16 protein-coding genes are annotated in these 16,263 nt (G+C 62.4%); 7 read left to right on the top strand and 9 right to left on the bottom strand.

What is annotated here, in order from left to right; all coding sequences use genetic code 11:
• Window positions 1-110: 110 nt before the first annotated feature.
• From BMX67_RS13980 to BMX67_RS13960, 5 genes are all read right to left on the bottom strand, one after another.
• Window positions 111-1,388 carry a TRAP transporter large permease gene (locus tag BMX67_RS13980; RefSeq protein WP_090736228.1) on the bottom strand — a complete coding sequence of 426 codons (1,278 nt, stop codon included), beginning with the start codon at window positions 1,386-1,388 and terminating at the stop codon, window positions 111-113.
• Between the two features lie 3 nt (window positions 1,389-1,391).
• Window positions 1,392-1,931 carry a TRAP transporter small permease gene (locus BMX67_RS13975; protein ID WP_175479912.1) on the bottom strand — a complete coding sequence of 180 codons (540 nt, stop codon included), beginning with the start codon at window positions 1,929-1,931 and terminating at the stop codon, window positions 1,392-1,394.
• Window positions 1,932-1,990: 59 nt separating this feature from the next.
• Window positions 1,991-2,926 carry a sialic acid TRAP transporter substrate-binding protein SiaP gene (locus BMX67_RS13970; protein ID WP_245739460.1) on the bottom strand — a complete coding sequence of 312 codons (936 nt, stop codon included), beginning with the start codon at window positions 2,924-2,926 and terminating at the stop codon, window positions 1,991-1,993.
• Window positions 2,927-3,179: 253 nt separating this feature from the next.
• Window positions 3,180-3,599 (bottom strand): DoxX family membrane protein, encoded by a 420-nt coding sequence (locus BMX67_RS13965; protein WP_090736219.1) that lies wholly within the window; start codon window positions 3,597-3,599, stop codon window positions 3,180-3,182.
• A 169-nt stretch (window positions 3,600-3,768) separates the two neighbouring features.
• Entirely contained in the window at window positions 3,769-4,626 is an 858-nt protein-coding gene (locus BMX67_RS13960) for a MurR/RpiR family transcriptional regulator (RefSeq protein WP_090736217.1), read from the bottom strand.
• 265 nt (window positions 4,627-4,891) lie between these two features.
• On the opposite strand from BMX67_RS13960, the gene BMX67_RS13955 reads away from it, so the two are divergent.
• Genes BMX67_RS13955 through BMX67_RS13940 form a run of 4 tightly spaced genes read left to right on the top strand, consistent with a single transcriptional unit; the run spans window position 4,892 to window position 8,736 of the window.
• A complete protein-coding gene (locus tag BMX67_RS13955; protein ID WP_175479911.1) occupies window positions 4,892-5,854 on the top strand; it encodes a Bug family tripartite tricarboxylate transporter substrate binding protein in 963 nt (320 codons plus the stop codon).
• On the top strand, window positions 5,851-6,789 hold the full coding sequence (locus tag BMX67_RS13950) for a BMP family protein (protein WP_175479910.1): 939 nt from the start codon (window positions 5,851-5,853) through the stop codon (window positions 6,787-6,789). The genes BMX67_RS13955 and BMX67_RS13950 overlap by 4 nt, the downstream gene beginning before the upstream one ends.
• Window positions 6,777-7,217, top strand: coding sequence for a tripartite tricarboxylate transporter TctB family protein (locus BMX67_RS13945; RefSeq protein WP_090736209.1), 441 nt, complete (start codon window positions 6,777-6,779; stop codon window positions 7,215-7,217). The genes BMX67_RS13950 and BMX67_RS13945 overlap by 13 nt, the downstream gene beginning before the upstream one ends.
• A 1-nt stretch (window position 7,218) precedes the next feature.
• Window positions 7,219-8,736: a tripartite tricarboxylate transporter permease gene (locus BMX67_RS13940; RefSeq protein ID WP_090736206.1), complete on the top strand. Its 1,518-nt coding sequence runs from the start codon at window positions 7,219-7,221 to the stop codon at window positions 8,734-8,736.
• A gap of 94 nt (window positions 8,737-8,830) precedes the next feature.
• Here BMX67_RS13940 and BMX67_RS13935 read toward each other — a convergent pair whose 3' ends face one another.
• From BMX67_RS13935 to BMX67_RS13920, 4 genes are read right to left on the bottom strand one after another with little or no spacing between them, the layout of a single operon-like run.
• Window positions 8,831-9,667, bottom strand: coding sequence for a PPC domain-containing DNA-binding protein (locus tag BMX67_RS13935; protein WP_090736204.1), 837 nt, complete (start codon window positions 9,665-9,667; stop codon window positions 8,831-8,833).
• Window positions 9,668-9,672: 5 nt separating this feature from the next.
• Window positions 9,673-11,268, bottom strand: coding sequence for an acyl-CoA synthetase (locus tag BMX67_RS13930; RefSeq protein WP_090736201.1), 1,596 nt, complete (start codon window positions 11,266-11,268; stop codon window positions 9,673-9,675).
• Window positions 11,265-12,434 carry an acetyl-CoA acetyltransferase gene (locus BMX67_RS13925; protein WP_090736199.1) on the bottom strand — a complete coding sequence of 390 codons (1,170 nt, stop codon included), beginning with the start codon at window positions 12,432-12,434 and terminating at the stop codon, window positions 11,265-11,267. Before BMX67_RS13925 ends, BMX67_RS13930 begins: the two co-directional genes overlap by 4 nt.
• Window positions 12,435-12,439: 5 nt before the next feature.
• Window positions 12,440-13,237, bottom strand: coding sequence for an IclR family transcriptional regulator (locus BMX67_RS13920; RefSeq protein WP_175479909.1), 798 nt, complete (start codon window positions 13,235-13,237; stop codon window positions 12,440-12,442).
• Between the two features lie 158 nt (window positions 13,238-13,395).
• On the opposite strand from BMX67_RS13920, the gene BMX67_RS13915 reads away from it, so the two are divergent.
• From BMX67_RS13915 to BMX67_RS13905, 3 genes are read left to right on the top strand one after another with little or no spacing between them, the layout of a single operon-like run.
• Complete coding sequence (locus BMX67_RS13915) at window positions 13,396-14,403, top strand: DctP family TRAP transporter solute-binding subunit (RefSeq protein ID WP_090736193.1); 1,008 nt, start codon at window positions 13,396-13,398, stop codon at window positions 14,401-14,403.
• 52 nt (window positions 14,404-14,455) lie between these two features.
• On the top strand, window positions 14,456-14,935 hold the full coding sequence (locus tag BMX67_RS13910) for a TRAP transporter small permease (RefSeq protein ID WP_090736382.1): 480 nt from the start codon (window positions 14,456-14,458) through the stop codon (window positions 14,933-14,935).
• The gene (locus tag BMX67_RS13905) at window positions 14,928-16,241 is read left to right on the top strand and encodes a TRAP transporter large permease (protein ID WP_090736190.1); all 1,314 of its coding nucleotides are present in this window, start codon (window positions 14,928-14,930) and stop codon (window positions 16,239-16,241) included. Before BMX67_RS13910 ends, BMX67_RS13905 begins: the two co-directional genes overlap by 8 nt.
• The last annotated feature ends 22 nt before the right edge of the window (window positions 16,242-16,263 follow it).

Here is a 16,263-nt window from a genome sequence, read left to right as displayed (position 1 = left end):
TGTCCCTTCACCGCATAGGCGGAAAAGTCCCAGTCCGGATGGGTCTACCGGAATGCTTGCAGCACGTGATCCGCGGTCCCGAACATCATCGAAAACCACGGGCATTCGGGTCACTTGCCGACCGCCATCGGCAAGGCCAGCGACAATTGTGGAACGAAGGCCACCAGCAGCAAGACCGCGACCAGCGGGATCAGGAAAGGCGCAGTCGCCCGGACGCAGCGATCGAAGCTGACGCCCGATACCGCCGCCAGCACATACAGGACCAGACCGACAGGCGGCGTCAGCAATCCGATCATCAGCGCCAGCACGATGACCACGCCCAGATGGACCGGATCGATCCCGACCGAGGTGGCAACGGGCAGCAGCACCGGCACCAGAATGGTGATCGCCGCGACGGTTTCCAGAAACAGCCCAAGCACAAGGACGATCAATAGGATCGCCAGCATCACGAAGGCCGGGCTGTCCGAGATTGACAGGATCGACCCCGAAAGATGGGCCGCGATCTGGTTCGACACCAGAATCCACGCAAAGATCGCCGCGCTGGCGATGATCAGAAGGATCGCCCCGGTGGTCTGCAACGTGTCGAACATGACGCGCAGAAGATGTCGCCAGGTCAGGGACCGATAGACGACAATGCCCAGAAACAGGGTCCAGGCCACTGCGGCGACGGCGGCCTCGGTCGGGGTGAACGCGCCGGTGGTGATCCCGCCGACGATCAGAGCGGGTGTCATCAGCGGCAGGAAGGCATGGCGAAAACTGACAGCGGCATGGCGCAGGCTGAACCCGTCGTCGCGCGGATAGCCGCGCCGCCACGAACACCACGCCACCATGATCATCAGCGACACCGCCATCAACATGCCCGGCACCATCCCAGCCATGAACAATTGCCCGATCGAGGCGGACGCCATGACGCCGTAGACGATCATCGGCAGCGAGGGCGGGATGATCGGCCCGATGGTCGAGGAAGCCGCCGTCACGCCGACCGCGAAATCGACGTCATAGCCCGCCTTGCGCATCGCCTTGATCTCGACATTGCCAAGGCCGCCCGCATCCGCGACCGCGGCGCCCGACATTCCGGCGAACAGGACGCTGGCGCCGACATTCACATGGCCCAACCCGCCGGGCATCCAGCCGATCAGCGCGCGGGCAAAGGCGAACAGGCGTTCCGTGATGCCGCCGGTATTCATCAGGTGCCCGGCCAGAATGAAGAAAGGAACGGCCAGCAAGGGAAAGCTGTCGACCCCGCCGACCATGCTGTGCAGGACAACGACATCGGGCAGTCCGGCAACAATGACATAGGCAAAGGACGCAAGCCCCAGCGCCACCCCGACAGGCACGCCAATGATCAGCAGGACCGCCAGCAGCGCGAACAGAAGAAACATCGGCATGGCTCAGATGCCCCCGATGGCGCGAGATGCGATGTCTTCGGGCGTGCGCCGCGCGATCCGCAGAAGGTTCACAATCCCATACAGCATCGCCAGTCCGCAGCCGAGCGTGATCACCGTATAGGCGTAGGATTTCGGGAAGGGCAGCGTGATCATCATCTGCCGCGAGGTGCGCTCGATCATGGTCAGCCCAAGCCAGGCCAGCCCGCCGAAAAAGCCCGCCATGGCCAGTTCGTTGAACATCGCCAGCGGCTTGATGGCAGGCCGGGGCAGGTGGCGGAAGATCACGCCGATCAGAAGGTGGCTGCCCTGACGCACGCAGATCGCCGACCCAAGAAAGGTCAGCATGATCAGGCAATAGCGCGCGGCCTCTTCGGTCCAGGCCAGGCTGTCATTCAGCGCATAGCGTGTGAAGAACTGCAATCCGACGATCAGGATCATGAACGTGAACAGCGCCAGGGCGGGCGCGTCTTCCCATCGGATCTGGCTGATATCGTCGGTGACCTCTTCGTAATCCTCGAAATTGTCGTCTGTGGTGGTCGCCAATTCGGCTACTCCTTGAAAGGCGCACCGGAAACGTCCTGCGCTTCCGGGCCGATCTGACATCACTCGTTGCCGGGCAGGGCCTGCAAGGCGTCATATTGTTCGCGCGTGAAGGGCACGTCGGATTCCAGCAGCACGGGGGTCACGGCGTCGATGAAGGGCTTGCGGTCCACGTCATGGACATTCACGCCCTGATCGCGGAACCAGTCCGCCAGTTCACCCTCGGCGGCGACGATCTGTTCGGTGACCGTCGTTGCGTTGTCGCGCAGAAGGCCGCGCAGCAGGTCTGCGTCTTCGTCGCTCATGCGGGAATAGGCCATGGGCGAGACCAGCGTCAGGGTCGAATTCATGATGTGACCGGTCAGGCTGATATCGCTTTGGACCTCGTACAGCTTCTTGGCCTGAATCGTCGTCAGCGGGTTTTCCTGGGCATCAACGACACCCTGCTGCAGGCCCAGATACACTTCTGAAAAGGCCATCGGCGTCGGGTTCGCGCCCGTCGCCTCGGGGAAGATCAGATAGGCCGGCGCGTTCGGGACGCGGATCTTCAGCCCGTCCATGTCGGAAGGTTGCAGTACCGGTTTGTTCGCGGTCACATGGCGTGCGCCGTAATAGCTGACGGCTGCGACCTCGACGCCGCCCATCGCATCGCCCAGTTCCTTCTTCATCCCCGCCAGCAGATCGCTTTCGCGGAAGGCCTGCCAATGGTCGATGCCGCGCAGCGTGAAGGGATAATCGGTCATTCCGATCGGTGCGTAATAGGCCGAAACAAAGCCGATGCCGGTATAGATGATGTCGACGGTGCCAAGGCTCAGCCCCTCTGACAGCGCCAGTTCCTCGCCAAGGGACGAGGCCGGGAACACGTCGATCTTCACGCGGCCTTCGGTGGCCTCTTCGATTTGTTCGGCGACGTTCAGTGCGCCCTGATGCAGCGGATGGCCGGTTTCGTAGACATGCGCGAATTTAAGCGTGGTGTCGGCAAATGCCTGCGTCGACACGGTGCAAGCCAGTGCACAGGCAAGTGATAGGACTGCCTTCATATTCCCCTCCCGTTTCGTCTGTCCTTTTTGTCAGACCAAACGTAATTTATGAGGAGTCAAAATTTTGTCAACTGGAGATAATCAGGCGCAAGAATCCCCTGATTCGGAAGGCATTTCGCGGATTCCGGATCTTGCCCGAATTTTTCGTCACACCAAAAATGGATGGAATCGCGGGCCGCCATTGATGCGGCCCGCTGAAGTTGCGCTGCCGCTAGGCTTTTGCGGTTCTGATATTGTCCAAGGCCAGAAGTGTGTCGTCACTGCGCGCGACGAACAGCCCGAAAATCGCACCAAGGATCGGCAGGCCCGCCATGAACAGCAGATTGGACCCCTCTGCCAGCGGAAGCAGGATGTGGCTGGCGGTCGCCAGCGTTGAAACAGCGTGGATGGCCAAGCCCGCGCCGTAGGTGATGGTTTTGAATAGCCCCAGGATGATCGCCACCGACAGTGCGACCTGCAATCCACCCGCGATCATCGAACTGGCGGCGCCCAGGCCTTCGATCCCGTAGAATTTTGCGAAGATGCCTGAGGTGCCCTCGGGGTTCACGAATTTGTTGAGGCCCCAGACCAGCAGAAACAGGCCAAAGGAAACGCGGATCGCCAGAAGCGCGATCTTGACGGAGAGGTGCATGAGAGATCCCTTGATATTGTAGCACGCGGGAACCGGCCTATTGCGCCGAGCCCACAGCCCACTTCGTTCCGCAAGGGGTATTCATTACAGCCATTGGCCGGAAATTTTCGCGATCAGGCACACAAAGCTGCGAGCGGTCCTGTCGCGTTGAAATGGCGCCGGGCGACCTTCAGACCTCGCCCAGACGTTCATTCGCTTCGTCGATCAGGCGCAGCCGGTTGCGCGCCTTTTGCCCGGCCTTCAGCGTCGTGCGCGTCACGATCTGGTGGCACAGCGACATGACGGCGGCATGGTTGAATTGCGGGCTGCTGGTTTCGATGCGGGCGCGAAAATGCCACCTTGCGCGATCGTCCGGCTGGCTGCCCTCATCGGTGATCAGCGCGGTCTGGGCGGCCTGCCTTGCACATTCCTGGATCAGCGGCAGCGTATTGGCCGCCTTGCGGCGCAGCGCGACGATGATGACGACATCTTCGGAGGTCATCTCGGCAGTGTATTCGCCAAGGCTTTCGCCAGCCTGCGGAATGATCGAGGCCGAAGGAACTACCTTCAGCAATTGCCAGTACAGATAATCGGCAAAGACCCGGCTGATGCGGTAGCCCACAAGCCACACGCGCCGGGCCGAGATGATGGCCTGGGCCAATGCCTCCAGCTCGGCTGTGTCGATGCGGTCGAATGTCCAGGCGATATTCGCCATCTCTTCCTGAATGCTGACCGATAGCTGGCTTTCGGGGGGGATATCCTCGGCATGGGCAAGGAAGTGGCGTGATCCGGTCTGCCGTTCGTCCCGCGCGGCCCGGCGGGCGGTTTCATAATTGTCGAACCCGATGCGGCGCACGAACCGCGATACCGTGGCCTTGGAAACCCCGCTGAGCCGCGCCAGTTCCTGCGCATCATAGGAAGCAAGATCCCCCGGAAAATCCAGAAGAAAGCTGCCCAACTTGCGTTCGGCGCGGTGCAGTTCGGGCAGGGCGGACCTGATACGTGACAGGAAGGCCGTCGGAGGGTGGTCGTGAAACTGTGGTTCCATATGACTTCTTTGGGGCAGCAGGCAGTCATTGGCAAGAAGATTGCGGGATGCCGGTCACCTTCCGGCGCGTTTCGCGTGATTCGGGGATTTTCACGCCGCAAGGTGTTTGTTTGTTGCCCAAAAAGCGCTCAGTTCGGTGCAGGGTTGCGCACGCTTGCAAGGAACTGCGGTTTCTATTGGCATCAGATATGAAACCAAGGTTTCTTTTCTTTTGCCCATGCTCGGACTTCTGAAACTGTGGTTCCATAACCAGAGAGGTAATCCGATGAAGCGCAGACTACTGCTTATCGCAAGCGCCGCTACGGTCGCAACGGCAACCCTGCCGACACTGGCGCAGGCCGCGTGGCCCGAACGACCCGTCCGCATCCTTGTGTCGTTCCCGCCCGGCGGATCGTCCGATCTTGTGGCACGGCTTCTTTCGGAAAAGCTGTCGGCCAGTCTGGGAATGCAATTCGTCGTCGAGAACAAGCCGGGCGCGGCGGGAACGGTCGCGGCCTCGGCCTTGGCGCAGGCCAAGCCTGACGGCTATACGCTGATGCTGTCGAACCTGACGCCGTTCAGCGTCGCCCCGGTTCGGTTTCCGGACACGACCTATGATCCGATTTCGGATTTCGACCACGTGACCTATGTCGGGACGGTTCACCTTGGGCTGTTCGCGTCCCCTTCTGTCGGGGTCAGCGACCTGCCCGCGTTTATCGAGATGGCGAAGGCCGATCCGGGTCTGTTCGAGTATGGCAGTTCCGGCGTCGGTTCGTGGGGGCATATCATTGCCCAGCAATTTCAGGACGAGACCGGATCCGAATTGTTCCACATCCCCTACAAGGGGTCCGGGCCGATGCGCCTTGATTTCATGGGCGGTGTCGTGCCGCTGATGTTCGACGCCGTTCCGCAAAATCTGCCGTCCGTTCAGGAAGGAACGGCCATTCCGCTGGCCGTGTCGGCACCACAGCGCATCGCGTCCTTGCCCGATGTGCCGACCTTCGTCGAAAGCGGCTATGACATTGTTGCCGAGAACTGGTTGGGCGTCAGTGCCCCCAAGGGCGTGCCCGACGATATCCGGGAAACGCTTGATACCGCGTTACAGGAAGCGATGAAAATGGCGGATGTTCAGGCGCAGTTCGATAATTGGGGTATCATCCGCGAACCCAAAACCAGTGACGGTTTCAGCGATTATGTCGAAGCGCAGTTGAAACAATGGACACCACTGGTCATGGCGGTCTCGGAATGAGCGGCCTGATGCGTATCGCCGTGTTCTTCGTCGGAGAAGTTCAGGATAACGGCTTCAACGCCAGCGCCTTTTCGGGTGCCGAGCGCGCCGGACAGGCGGGCGTCGCGGATATCCATATCGTATCGGGCGTGGCCTATGATCAGGATGAGATCCGAACGCGCCTGGCAGAAGTGCTGCCCGGGGTCGACGGTCTGATCTTCATTGGCGGCCAGGGGGACATCGCCACGCCAGAGGTCGCCGCGCTTTGTCCCGACAAGCGCTTTGCGATCATTCAGGGCAACAGGACCGGGCCGAACCTTGCAAGCTATGATGTCCGGCAGGAAGATTCCGCCTTTCTGGCCGGCGTGTTGGCGGCCAATCTGACGCGCAGCGGTATCGTGGGCCACCTGTCGGGGCATCGGGTTCGTCCCGGTCTGAAAGGTCGTGCGGCCTTTGTCGCCGGGGTGAACCATGCCGCCCCGCAGGTCACCGTTCTGACCGGTTTCTGCGGCACACAGGACGACAGCACCGTCACGCGCGGCTGGGCCGGGGCACAGATCGCGGCGGGTGCGGATATCATCTTCACGATGCTGAACGATGCCAGACAGGGTGCGATCGACGCCTGTCGCGCCGGAAATATCTGGCAGATCGGCAATGCGCTGGACTGGGTCCAGCACGACCCGCAGGTTTTTGTCGCGTCCGCCCTTGCACGGATCGATATCGGCGTCGAATGGGCGATCCGCGACATGGTCGCAGGCAGAACCCCGCCCGAGATTGTCGAATTCGGCCTTGGCGAAGGGGATGTGGTCGCATTGAGCCTTGGCAAGGCGGTCCCGGATGCCGCCCGCGACGCGGTCAAGGCCGCAGCGGCGGACATTCGCGCAGGCCGCATCACGATTTCGGACATATATGAGGGTGCCGAGTTTTCACCCAAGGACGCCCGATGCGAGGTCTGATCGTGCATCTTGGGCCGATCCTGATGCTGATGGCGGGGCTTTTCTTTGCCATCGGCGCGGCCACATCGCTTGATCTGGGGTCGTTTCGCCGGATGGGCCCCGGGGCCTTTCCGCTGCTGGTCGGCGGTCTGCTGTGCCTTCTGTCGCTGGTCGCACTGGTCGATGGCCTTCGGGCGCCGCGCGATGTCCGGCGGGGGGACCCGTGGGCTGTTCTGGGTGTCGTCAGTGGCGTCGCGGCCTTTGCCTTTCTGACCCCGCTGACGGGCGTTCTGCCCGCCACCGCGATCGCGGTCATCGTCACGGGTCTGGTCATTCCCGAATTTCGCTGGCCGCACAGGTTGATCCTGTCCGTCGGTGTTTCGGCGGCGGTCTGGCTGGTCTTTATCACGGGGCTGGGCATCCCGCTTGTCGCCATTCGAGGGCTGTAACATGGATCTGCTGGCAAATCTTTCGGTAGGGCTTGCGACCGCCGCCACGGCACAGAATTTGATCTATTGCTTTGTCGGCGTGTTTCTGGGGACGTTCATCGGTGTCCTGCCCGGTGTCGGGCCGTTGGCTGCCGTCGCAATGCTGCTGCCGGTGACCTTCTACCTGCCGCCCGAAACCGCGCTGGTGATGTTGGCGGGCGTCTATTACGGTGCCGAATATGGCGGGTCGATCGCGTCGATCCTGCTGAATATTCCCGGAACCCCGTCGGCCTCGGTGACCTGCCTTGACGGGTATCCGATGGCGCAGCAGGGCCGGGCGGGGGTTGCGCTTTTCTCGACAGCGATGGCCTCGATGTTCGGCGCCATGTTCGGGGTCGTGGTGATGATCCTGCTGGCCCCGAGGCTTGCGGAATTTGCGCTGCTTTTCCAGCCGGCCGAGTATTTTTCGGTGATGGTGCTGGGGCTTGTCGCGGCCTCTATCGTCAGCTCCTCGGGGGCGGTGCGCGGATTGATGATGGTCTGTCTGGGGGTTCTTTTGGGCACGATCGGGATTGATGTGAATTCGGGCGAGACCCGCTTTACCGGCGGCATTCAGGAATTGCGGGACGGGGTCTCGCTTGTCGTGGTCGCCATGGGGCTGTTCGGCATATCCGAGGTGATGGTGGCGCTGCGCGGCGCAACGCAAAGCTATGCCGGGGCGGGGTTGACCGGACGGTTGCTGCCAACAGGGGCCGAGTGGTTGCGCAGCATCATGCCCGCACTCCGCGGATCTGCGATCGGTTCCTTCTTCGGAACGCTTCCGGGAACGGGCCAGACGGTGGCAAGTTTCGTCGGATATGCGCTGGAAAAGCGCCTGAACCGAAACCGTGCGCAGTTCGGCAAGGGCGCGATCGAGGGCGTGGTCGTTCCCGAAAGCGCGAACAATGCGGCCGCGCAGACGGCCTTCATCCCGACCCTGACCCTGGGCATTCCGGGTTCGACCACGATGGCGCTGATGCTGGGCGCCTTGATGATCCACGGTATCACCCCCGGCCCTCGGTTGATCGCCGACCATCCGGACCTGTTCTGGGGGCTCGTCGTCAGTTTCGTCTTTGGCAACATCTTCCTGCTGATCCTGAACATCCCCCTGATCGGCATCTGGGTTCGCCTGCTGCGCGTACCGCATTACTATCTGTATCCAACGGTCATCGTGCTGATCTGTGTCGGTGTGTTCGGCATCTCGAATTCGCTGACCGATGTCTGGGCAACATTGATATTCGGGGTGATCGGCTATGTCCTGCGGCTGTTCCGGTTCGAGCCGGCGCCGATGCTGATCGGCTTCGTGCTGGGCCCGATGCTGGAAGAGTATTTCCGGCGGGCGATGCTGCTGTCGCGCGGCGATCCGACCGTCTTTCTTTCACGCCCGGGCAGCGCGGCCCTGCTGGCCGCCGCGGCGCTGCTACTGGCGGCGACCCTGTTGCCCTGGAAAGAGTGGCTTGTGCGATCCGCCCGGACGGCAGGGCGTCCCCGCGCCAGGTAATCCGCCGGTCTTGCCTGTGGGCCCGTATTGCCACGGCACTCCCAATTCTTCGATCCGTATCACCGAACAGGTGCAAGCCGTGATGGGCCCAACGTCACGCGGAGGAATGTCGCGGGGGAGGATCGACCGCCAGCAGCTCTGCGGTGATGCATATCGGATTTTCGCCCGATAGCCAGCCTTGGCGCGGACTGCCGTCCCGCGCGACCGCGGCGATGCGCAGGCGCGGTGCGGCGTGTTCAAGGATGACAATCTCGGTCGCTGGTGGGGGCAGGGATGGCGCTCCGAGAAACTGCGCGCCGATCAGGCTGCCCAGCCCCATGACGGTCGAATGGGGCGCGATCAGGCCGCCAAGCGTTGAGGCAAGGTCCAGATGTGGGCGCAGGCGCAGCAGGCGCGCTGGCTGGCCGCCGCTATGTGTCAATTCGGTCCGGCGAGGCGTGAACAGATCAAAGCCGGTTTCGGGGTCCGGCACACGCTGGAAAATGGCGCCGTCTATACCCCAGCCGGTGATCTGCACGTCCCGCGCAAGATATGTCTGTTCAGCTCGCAGATGGCCCATATGGGTCCTGCTCTGTGCATCGGTCCACAGCCCATGCGCGTGAATATCCGCACCATCAGCGCCCTTGCCCAAATGCAGCCCCATCGCGGCGATGCAGGGCAGGGTATCTTCCTGCGGCCTCAGGACATAGGTGTCGCTGTAAAAGGCCACGCGGCCATCGCCGGGCGGCGGACCGGGGATGACATAGGACAGCTGGTCGCAATGGGCTTCCGCGACCCATAGCCAGGCGGCGTAAAACCCCGCGCGGTGCACGGCCTGGACAATCGCCTCGTGCAGCGGCCTGCCCGATTTCAAGGTCAGGTCCAGACGATGCGCATGGCAGGGTGTGTCCAGAATGCGGATCGGATCGGCAGGGCCGGGATGGGTCAGCATCGTGGCTAACCGGCCTTGGCGGTGGCGTCGGGCCATTCGCCGCGCTCGATCAGCGCCTGTCGGATCATCTTGCGGGTGATTTTGCCATAGGCCGATTTCGGCAACGCATCCCAGATCAGCAGCCGTTTGGGCAGTTTATAGCGCGCGATATGGGGCGCGAGCCATGCCAGAACCGCCTTGGGATCGGGATCACGTCCCGCGCGGGCGACACAGACCGCCAGGCCGGTTTCACCCCAGACCGGATCGGGGGCGCCCAGAACGATCACCTCGGCCAGATCGGGATGGGTCAGCAGCTTTTCCTCGATCTCGCGCGGGTAGATGTTTGACCCGCCAGATATGTACATGTCGGACTCGCGTCCGGTCAGATACAGAAAACCCTGTTCGTCCATATGGCCCAGATCGCCCGTCAGGAACCAGCCGTTGCGAAAGGATTTGGCATTGGCCTGTGGGTTGTCGTGATATCCGGCAAAGACGGCGGGGCCGATGACGGCGATCTCTCCGGTCTGCCCGGCGGGCAATTCCTCGCCTTGGGCGTCCTGAACCTGCACCTGCATGCCCGTACGCGTCAGCCCGCAGGTGCCGATGCGCATTGCGGCGTCATCAACGGAATGATGGGCGGGTGGCAGAACCGTGATATTGCCCGTCACCTCGCCCAGGCCGAAATACTGAACCAGCACCGGGCCAAGCTTGTTCAGCGCGCGGATCTGATCGGCGCGATACATCGGCGCCCCGGCATAGATGACATAGCGCAGGCTGGTGTGATCGAAGTGATCTACCGATGCGTCCTCGACCAGCAGTTTGACGATGGTGGGGACGGTGAACATGTTCGTCACCCGATATTTTTCGACCAGTGCCCAGATCTGCGCCGGATCGAAACGGTCGCCCGCTGGCAGGATCGTCGGCACCCCACGCGCCACCTGCGTCAGCTGGTGGATGCCTGCCCCGTGCGACAGAGGCGCGACCACCAGCGAGGCGTCGACTTCGGTCGTGCCGGGCATCAGGTCGCACAGATGGTTGGTGATGACAAAAGCCAGCTGGCCGTGGGTCAGCACCGCCGCCTTTGGCCGGCCCGTCGTCCCCGAGGTGTAGAAGAACCACGCCGGATCGTCGCGCGCCACGGCAGCCTCTGACGGGTTTTGCCCCATATGCCGGGCGATCAGCGCGTCGTGATCGGCGCCGCGGGGCGAGGCGCCGATCGGAATGACAAATTCCACGAACTCTGCGCAGGCGCTGGCATGGGCATCGAATTCAGCCCCACAGAACATCACCCGCGCACCTGATGATTGCGCAAGCCACGCAATCTCGGACGGCGACATACGGAAATTGGCGGGCACCCAGATCGCACCCGCGCGCCAACAGGCGAACATGGTTTCGAACATCTGCAGGCAGTTTGCGGATTGCACCAGAATGCGATCGCCTTTGGCCACCTGATAGTCATGGATCAGCGCATGGGCCAACGCACCCACGCGGGCCTGCATCTGCGACCAGCTGGTTGTCGCATCGCCGTGAATCAGGGCGGGCGCATCGGGCAGACGGCGCGCATTCAGCGTCAGAAAGTGGCACAGGTTCATGACCCGGTCGGACACGGGCGGCATGCTCATTTCACGCGCTCCATGATGGACACATAACTGGTGACGGCCGCCCCGCCCATGTTGAAGACCCCCGCCAATCTGGCATTCGGCAGCTGCATCTGACCCGCGTCATCGCAAAGTTGCATCGCCGCCATGACATGCTGCGAGACGCCCGTGGCGCCGATGGGGTGGCCCTTGGATTTCAGCCCGCCGGACAGGTTTACCGGCAGACGACCGTCGCGGTGGGTTATGCCGTCGCGGATGACGCGGTGGCCCTGACCGGGTTCGGCTAGGCCCATCGCCTCGTATTCCAGCATCTCGGCGATGGTGAAGCAGTCATGGGTTTCGACCAGCGACAGATCGTCCAGCGTCAGGCCAGCCTGATCCAGCGCCTGAGCCCATGCGGAACGGGCCGCGCGAAATTCCAGCACATCGCGGCGCGACAGGGCCATGGGATCGTTGGCATGACTGCGCGCCCTGAATGCGACGGCGCGCCGCATCGTGGTTGCCATGTCCGCATCCGCCAGCACCAGCACGGCCGCCCCGTCCGAAATCAGCGAACAATCGCTGCGCCTTAGCGGACCGGCCACGCGCGGGTTCCGGTCCGAGATCGTATCGCAGAAATCGACGCCAAGGTCCTTTTGCATATGCGCATAGGGGTTCGACATGCCGTTTGCGTGATTCTTGGCCGCGATCATGGCCAGTTCGCGCGATCGGTCGCCATAGCGTTGGAAATAGCTTGCCGTGATCTGGCCAAAGAGGCCCGCGAAACCGGCGTCGATGCCCGCCTCTTCGGCGCAAAAGCTGGCGCCCAGCAAGATGTCGCCGACTTCTGCCGTGGGGGTCGCGGTCATTTTTTCCGCGCCGATGACCAGGGCGATCCGGCCCCGTCCCGCGGCGATGAAATCCATCGCGCCGTACAGCGCGGCAGAGCCGGTGGCGCAGGCATTTTCGTAACGGGTGGCGGGAACCTGTGCCAGATCGGGAACCGCCATACCCGCCAGCGCCCCCTGAAAGTCCTGCGCCGAGAAGCCGTTGTTGAAGACGCCCGTGAAAATGCCATCCACATCTGCCGCGCTGATGCCTGCGTGATCAAGGGCGGCGGGAATGGCCTCGGCCATCAGGGCGCAGGTGTCGGGCGCGTCGGATTTTCCAAAGCGGGTATGGCTCCAGCCGACGATCATCGGGTCTGTCATGACGGTTATCCTTTGAGGGGTGCGGTTCGGGCCAGTCTGGTTTCGATCTGGGCGGCTTCTGCGCGCAGATGGCGGGTCAGGTCAGGCAGCCGGTCGGGGCGCATACGCGCCTCGACCGCAGCGACGGACAGGGCGCCGGCCAGACGCCCGTCGGGATAGTGCAGCGCGATGCCCAGTCCCCATGATCCGTCGATCACGAGGCCCGGATTCAGCGCGATACCGTCTGTACGGGTCCGTTCGATCAGGCGCATCAATTCGTCGGGTGGCAGACGCGGGTAACGGTCGGCCAATACCGGCGTGATGGCAGCCAGCACGCTGGCGATTTCATCATCGGGCAGAGAGGCCAGCATCGCCAGCGATCCCGCCCCGACCCCCAAAGGATGTGTCTGCCCCGCCACCAACGCATGCGACCGAAGGGGATAGCTGCCCTCTTCGCGCATCACGCACAATGTGTTGGCACCGCGCCGGACCGTCAGCAAGGCGGCATCGCCCGTGACCTGCCCAAGGCGCATGACGCTTTCCTGTGCGGCACGCATCAGGTTGGGGCGGCGCGACGCCTGCGCGCCCAGCACCTGCAGCTGCATGCCCAGATAATAGCGGCTGTCATCATCCTGCTCGACCATGCCCGCACGGATCAGCGCCAGCAGCAGCCGCCTTACCGTGGCCTTGTTCAGCCCGGTATCCGCCACCAGCCCAGCCAGCGTTCCGCCATCATCGCCACATGCGCCAATGCGCTGCAACAGCAACAAGGCGCGGTCCACGCTTTGCGTGCCGGTGTCTGTATGGTCTACATTGTGAACCATTAAGGGTAAGCCCGCATCATGCAATAAGCCGCATATCCTAAGCATGATGGAAGAAATGCATTTCCTTATGCAAGTTTTTTCTTGCATGACGCCTTTACAAAGTTTCATGATATGAACCAAGCCACGGGAGGGTGGTCGGTTTCATGAGGGAGGATGCGATGAAGACGGCAGGATGGAGACGGCTGGCTTTGGCCACGGCACTTGTTGGCGCGCTTGGGGGCGGGGCGGCAATGGCGGAAACGTTGCGGCTTTCGCATAACACGGGCGATGGCACGACCTGGCATCAGGGTGCCGAACGCTTTGGCGAGTTGCTGGCCGAACGCAGCGATGGCGATATGACATTGCGTGTTTTCCCCAATGCACAGCTGGCAGGCGGCGATCAAATGCGGCAGGCTGATATGGTCGGGCGTGGTGCGCTGGATTTCGTGATGACCTCGGCCATCAACGTGACGCCTCTTGTGCAGGAAATGGCGGTTTTTTCACTGCCATATATGTATGAAAGCTATGAGCAGGTCGATGCGACGACCGCAGATGGCGGCCCGGCCGAGGCGCTGCGCGAGATCCTGCGCGACAAGGGGATCGAGGTTCTGGCCTGGGGCGAAAACGGCTTTCGCGAGGTGACGAACAACACGCGGCCCGTCAAGACGCCCGAGGATATGAAGGGGCTGAACATGCGCGTCGCGGGGCCGATGTATATCGACGTGATGAACGCGCTTGGCGCCAATCCGCAGCAGATGCAGTGGACCGAAACCATGACCGCGCTGCAACAGGGTGTGGTGGATGGTCAGGAAAACCCCATCGGCGCGGTGATCATCCCGCAGCAGGTCTATGAAGTGCAGAAATACCTGACCGCATGGCATTACTCCTACGACCCCATCTTCCTGGGCATGTCCAAGGCGAAATTCGACGCGCTTGACCCCGAAACCCAGACCATGATGCGCGAAACCGCCGCCGAGGCGATGGATTACCAACGTCAGATCAGCCGCGAAGGCACCGAAACCGGCATCGCCTTCCTGCGCGACAATGGGATGGAGGTGTATGAACCGACCTCGGAAGAGCTGGCCGCCTTCCGCGAGGCCACTCAGCCTGCCTTCGATCAATGGGCTGAAAAGGTCGGGCCCGAGCTGGTCTCGTCCTTTCAGGATGCGATCGCGCAGGTGAAGTAACCAAGAGGCGGGGGGTGCAGCACATCCCCTGCCCATGTCCCTTGAGGTGCCGATGCTAGCCTTCCTGTCGCGCGAGGCCGAGCGGTTGATTTGCGCCGTTCTGTTCATGGGCATGACCCTGCTTGGCTTTGCCAATGTGGTTGTGCGCTATGCCACCAATTACTCGCTGGCGTCATCCGAGGAACTGCTGACCAACGGCTTTCTGCTGCTGACCGTCTTTGGCGCGGCCATCGCGGCGCGTCATGGTCAGCATCTGGCGGTGACGGCGGTGGTGATGATGCTGCCCCGCAGGCTGGCACGGGCGGTGATCGTGGTATCCGGGATCTTGTCGGTGGGGTTGCTGATCGGCTCGGCCTGGCTGGCATGGATGTCGCTGCGGACGCTTTATGACAACGGACTGACATCCTATGCGCTTGGCATTCCGGCCTGGTACTATCAGGCGGCACTGCCTTTCGCCTTTCTGCTGATCGCGCTGCGCTTCGTGCAGAACGCGGTTGAAGAATACCGGCTGGCGGAGGCGGAGCATGATTGAGATCGGACCCGGCACGCAGATGATCGTGCTGTTCTTCCTGCTGTTGGCGCTGCGCGTGCCGGTGGCGTTCTCGCTTGGCCTGTCGGCGCTTTACGCGATGTGGCGAATGGGCTTCGGGCTGGATCTGGCGGGCGATCTGATCACGGCAGGGGTGGCACGTTATTCATTGCTGGCGATCCCCTTCTTCATCCTTGCGGGCGCATTGATGGGCAGTACCGGCATCGCCGAACGGATGATCCGGTTCTTTCGCGTGCTTGTGGGCGGGTTGCCCGGCGGGATGGGTGTCGTCGGCACGGTCGTCTGCCTGTTCTGGGGCGCGGTCAGCGGATCTGGCCCGGCATCGGTCGCAGCCATCGGGCCGATGATCATCAAAGGCATGGAGGAAGACGGCTATTCCCGCGCACATGCCGCGGGCCTTGTCTGTGCAGGCGCGGCGCTTTCCATCGTCATTCCGCCGTCGATCGGGTTGGTGCTGTTCGGCGTCATTGCCGAGGTCTCGATCTCGCAGCTGTTCATCGCGGCGATCGTTCCGGGGCTGTTCATGGGCCTGACGATGCTGGCGGTTCTGCCGTTCATCGCGCCCAAAGGCGCGGGCGGGACGCTGGACCGACTGTTGCCTGCCCCGAATGCCGGGTTGCCCTATGGCACCCGCCTGTGGCGCAGCTTTCGCGACAGCTTCTGGGGGCTGCTGACGCCGGTGGTGATCCTTGGGGGTATCTATTCGGGCATCTTCACCCCGACCGAGGCCGCGCTGGTCGCTACCGTCTATGCGCTGCTGGTCGGCGGGCTGATTTATCGCAGCCTGACACTGGCCGCGCTTTACAACACGCTGGCCGAGGCCGCGGGATCATCGGCCACGGTCATGCTGATCGTCGCCTATGCGGGCCTGTTCGGCTGGGTCATCACGGTCGAGGATCTGGTGGGCACCTATTCGACGGGGCTTTTGCAGATCAGCGACAACCAATGGGTGATTCTGCTGATCATCATGTTGATCCTGCTGATCGCGGGCATGTTCATGGACGCGATCACCGTGATGTTCATCACGCTGCCCATCGTGCTGCCCGTCATGCATGAGCTGGGCTGGGATCCTGTCTGGTTCGGTGTTGTGGTCATGATCAACCTGGCCATCGGCCTGATCACGCCGCCTGTCGGGGTGAACCTGTTCGTCGCCGCGAACGTGACGAATATCTCGATCGAGCGTGTTGCGCGCGGGGCCTTGCCCTTCCTGATTGCCACGCTTCTGGGCCTGGGGGTCATCGCGGCTTTCCCAGACATGTCATTGTGGATGGTTCACTGGTTGAAATAGCCCCGGGCGGGCAAGGGGGAAT

The organism is Paracoccus homiensis, assembly GCF_900111675.1.
Lineage (GTDB): Bacteria > Pseudomonadota > Alphaproteobacteria > Rhodobacterales > Rhodobacteraceae > Paracoccus > Paracoccus homiensis.
Note: the sequence above shows the minus strand (reverse complement) of the source record. Positions and strands in the feature narration are given on the sequence as shown.

Coding starts and splice junctions, on each gene's coding strand:
- BMX67_RS13910 (WP_090736382.1), top strand. CDS start 14,456: ATGCTAGCCTTCCTGTCGCGCGAGGCCGAGCGGTTGATTTGCGCCGTT.
- BMX67_RS13925 (WP_090736199.1), bottom strand. CDS start 12,434: ATGACAGACCCGATGATCGTCGGCTGGAGCCATACCCGCTTTGGAAAA.
- BMX67_RS13935 (WP_090736204.1), bottom strand. CDS start 9,667: ATGCTGACCCATCCCGGCCCTGCCGATCCGATCCGCATTCTGGACACA.
- BMX67_RS13955 (WP_175479911.1), top strand. CDS start 4,892: ATGAAGCGCAGACTACTGCTTATCGCAAGCGCCGCTACGGTCGCAACG.
- BMX67_RS13965 (WP_090736219.1), bottom strand. CDS start 3,599: ATGCACCTCTCCGTCAAGATCGCGCTTCTGGCGATCCGCGTTTCCTTT.
- BMX67_RS13980 (WP_090736228.1), bottom strand. CDS start 1,388: ATGCCGATGTTTCTTCTGTTCGCGCTGCTGGCGGTCCTGCTGATCATT.
- BMX67_RS13920 (WP_175479909.1), bottom strand. CDS start 13,237: ATGGTTCACAATGTAGACCATACAGACACCGGCACGCAAAGCGTGGAC.
- BMX67_RS13940 (WP_090736206.1), top strand. CDS start 7,219: ATGGATCTGCTGGCAAATCTTTCGGTAGGGCTTGCGACCGCCGCCACG.
- BMX67_RS13960 (WP_090736217.1), bottom strand. CDS start 4,626: ATGGAACCACAGTTTCACGACCACCCTCCGACGGCCTTCCTGTCACGT.
- BMX67_RS13930 (WP_090736201.1), bottom strand. CDS start 11,268: ATGAGCATGCCGCCCGTGTCCGACCGGGTCATGAACCTGTGCCACTTT.
- BMX67_RS13945 (WP_090736209.1), top strand. CDS start 6,777: ATGCGAGGTCTGATCGTGCATCTTGGGCCGATCCTGATGCTGATGGCG.
- BMX67_RS13905 (WP_090736190.1), top strand. CDS start 14,928: ATGATTGAGATCGGACCCGGCACGCAGATGATCGTGCTGTTCTTCCTG.
- BMX67_RS13950 (WP_175479910.1), top strand. CDS start 5,851: ATGAGCGGCCTGATGCGTATCGCCGTGTTCTTCGTCGGAGAAGTTCAG.
- BMX67_RS13915 (WP_090736193.1), top strand. CDS start 13,396: ATGAAGACGGCAGGATGGAGACGGCTGGCTTTGGCCACGGCACTTGTT.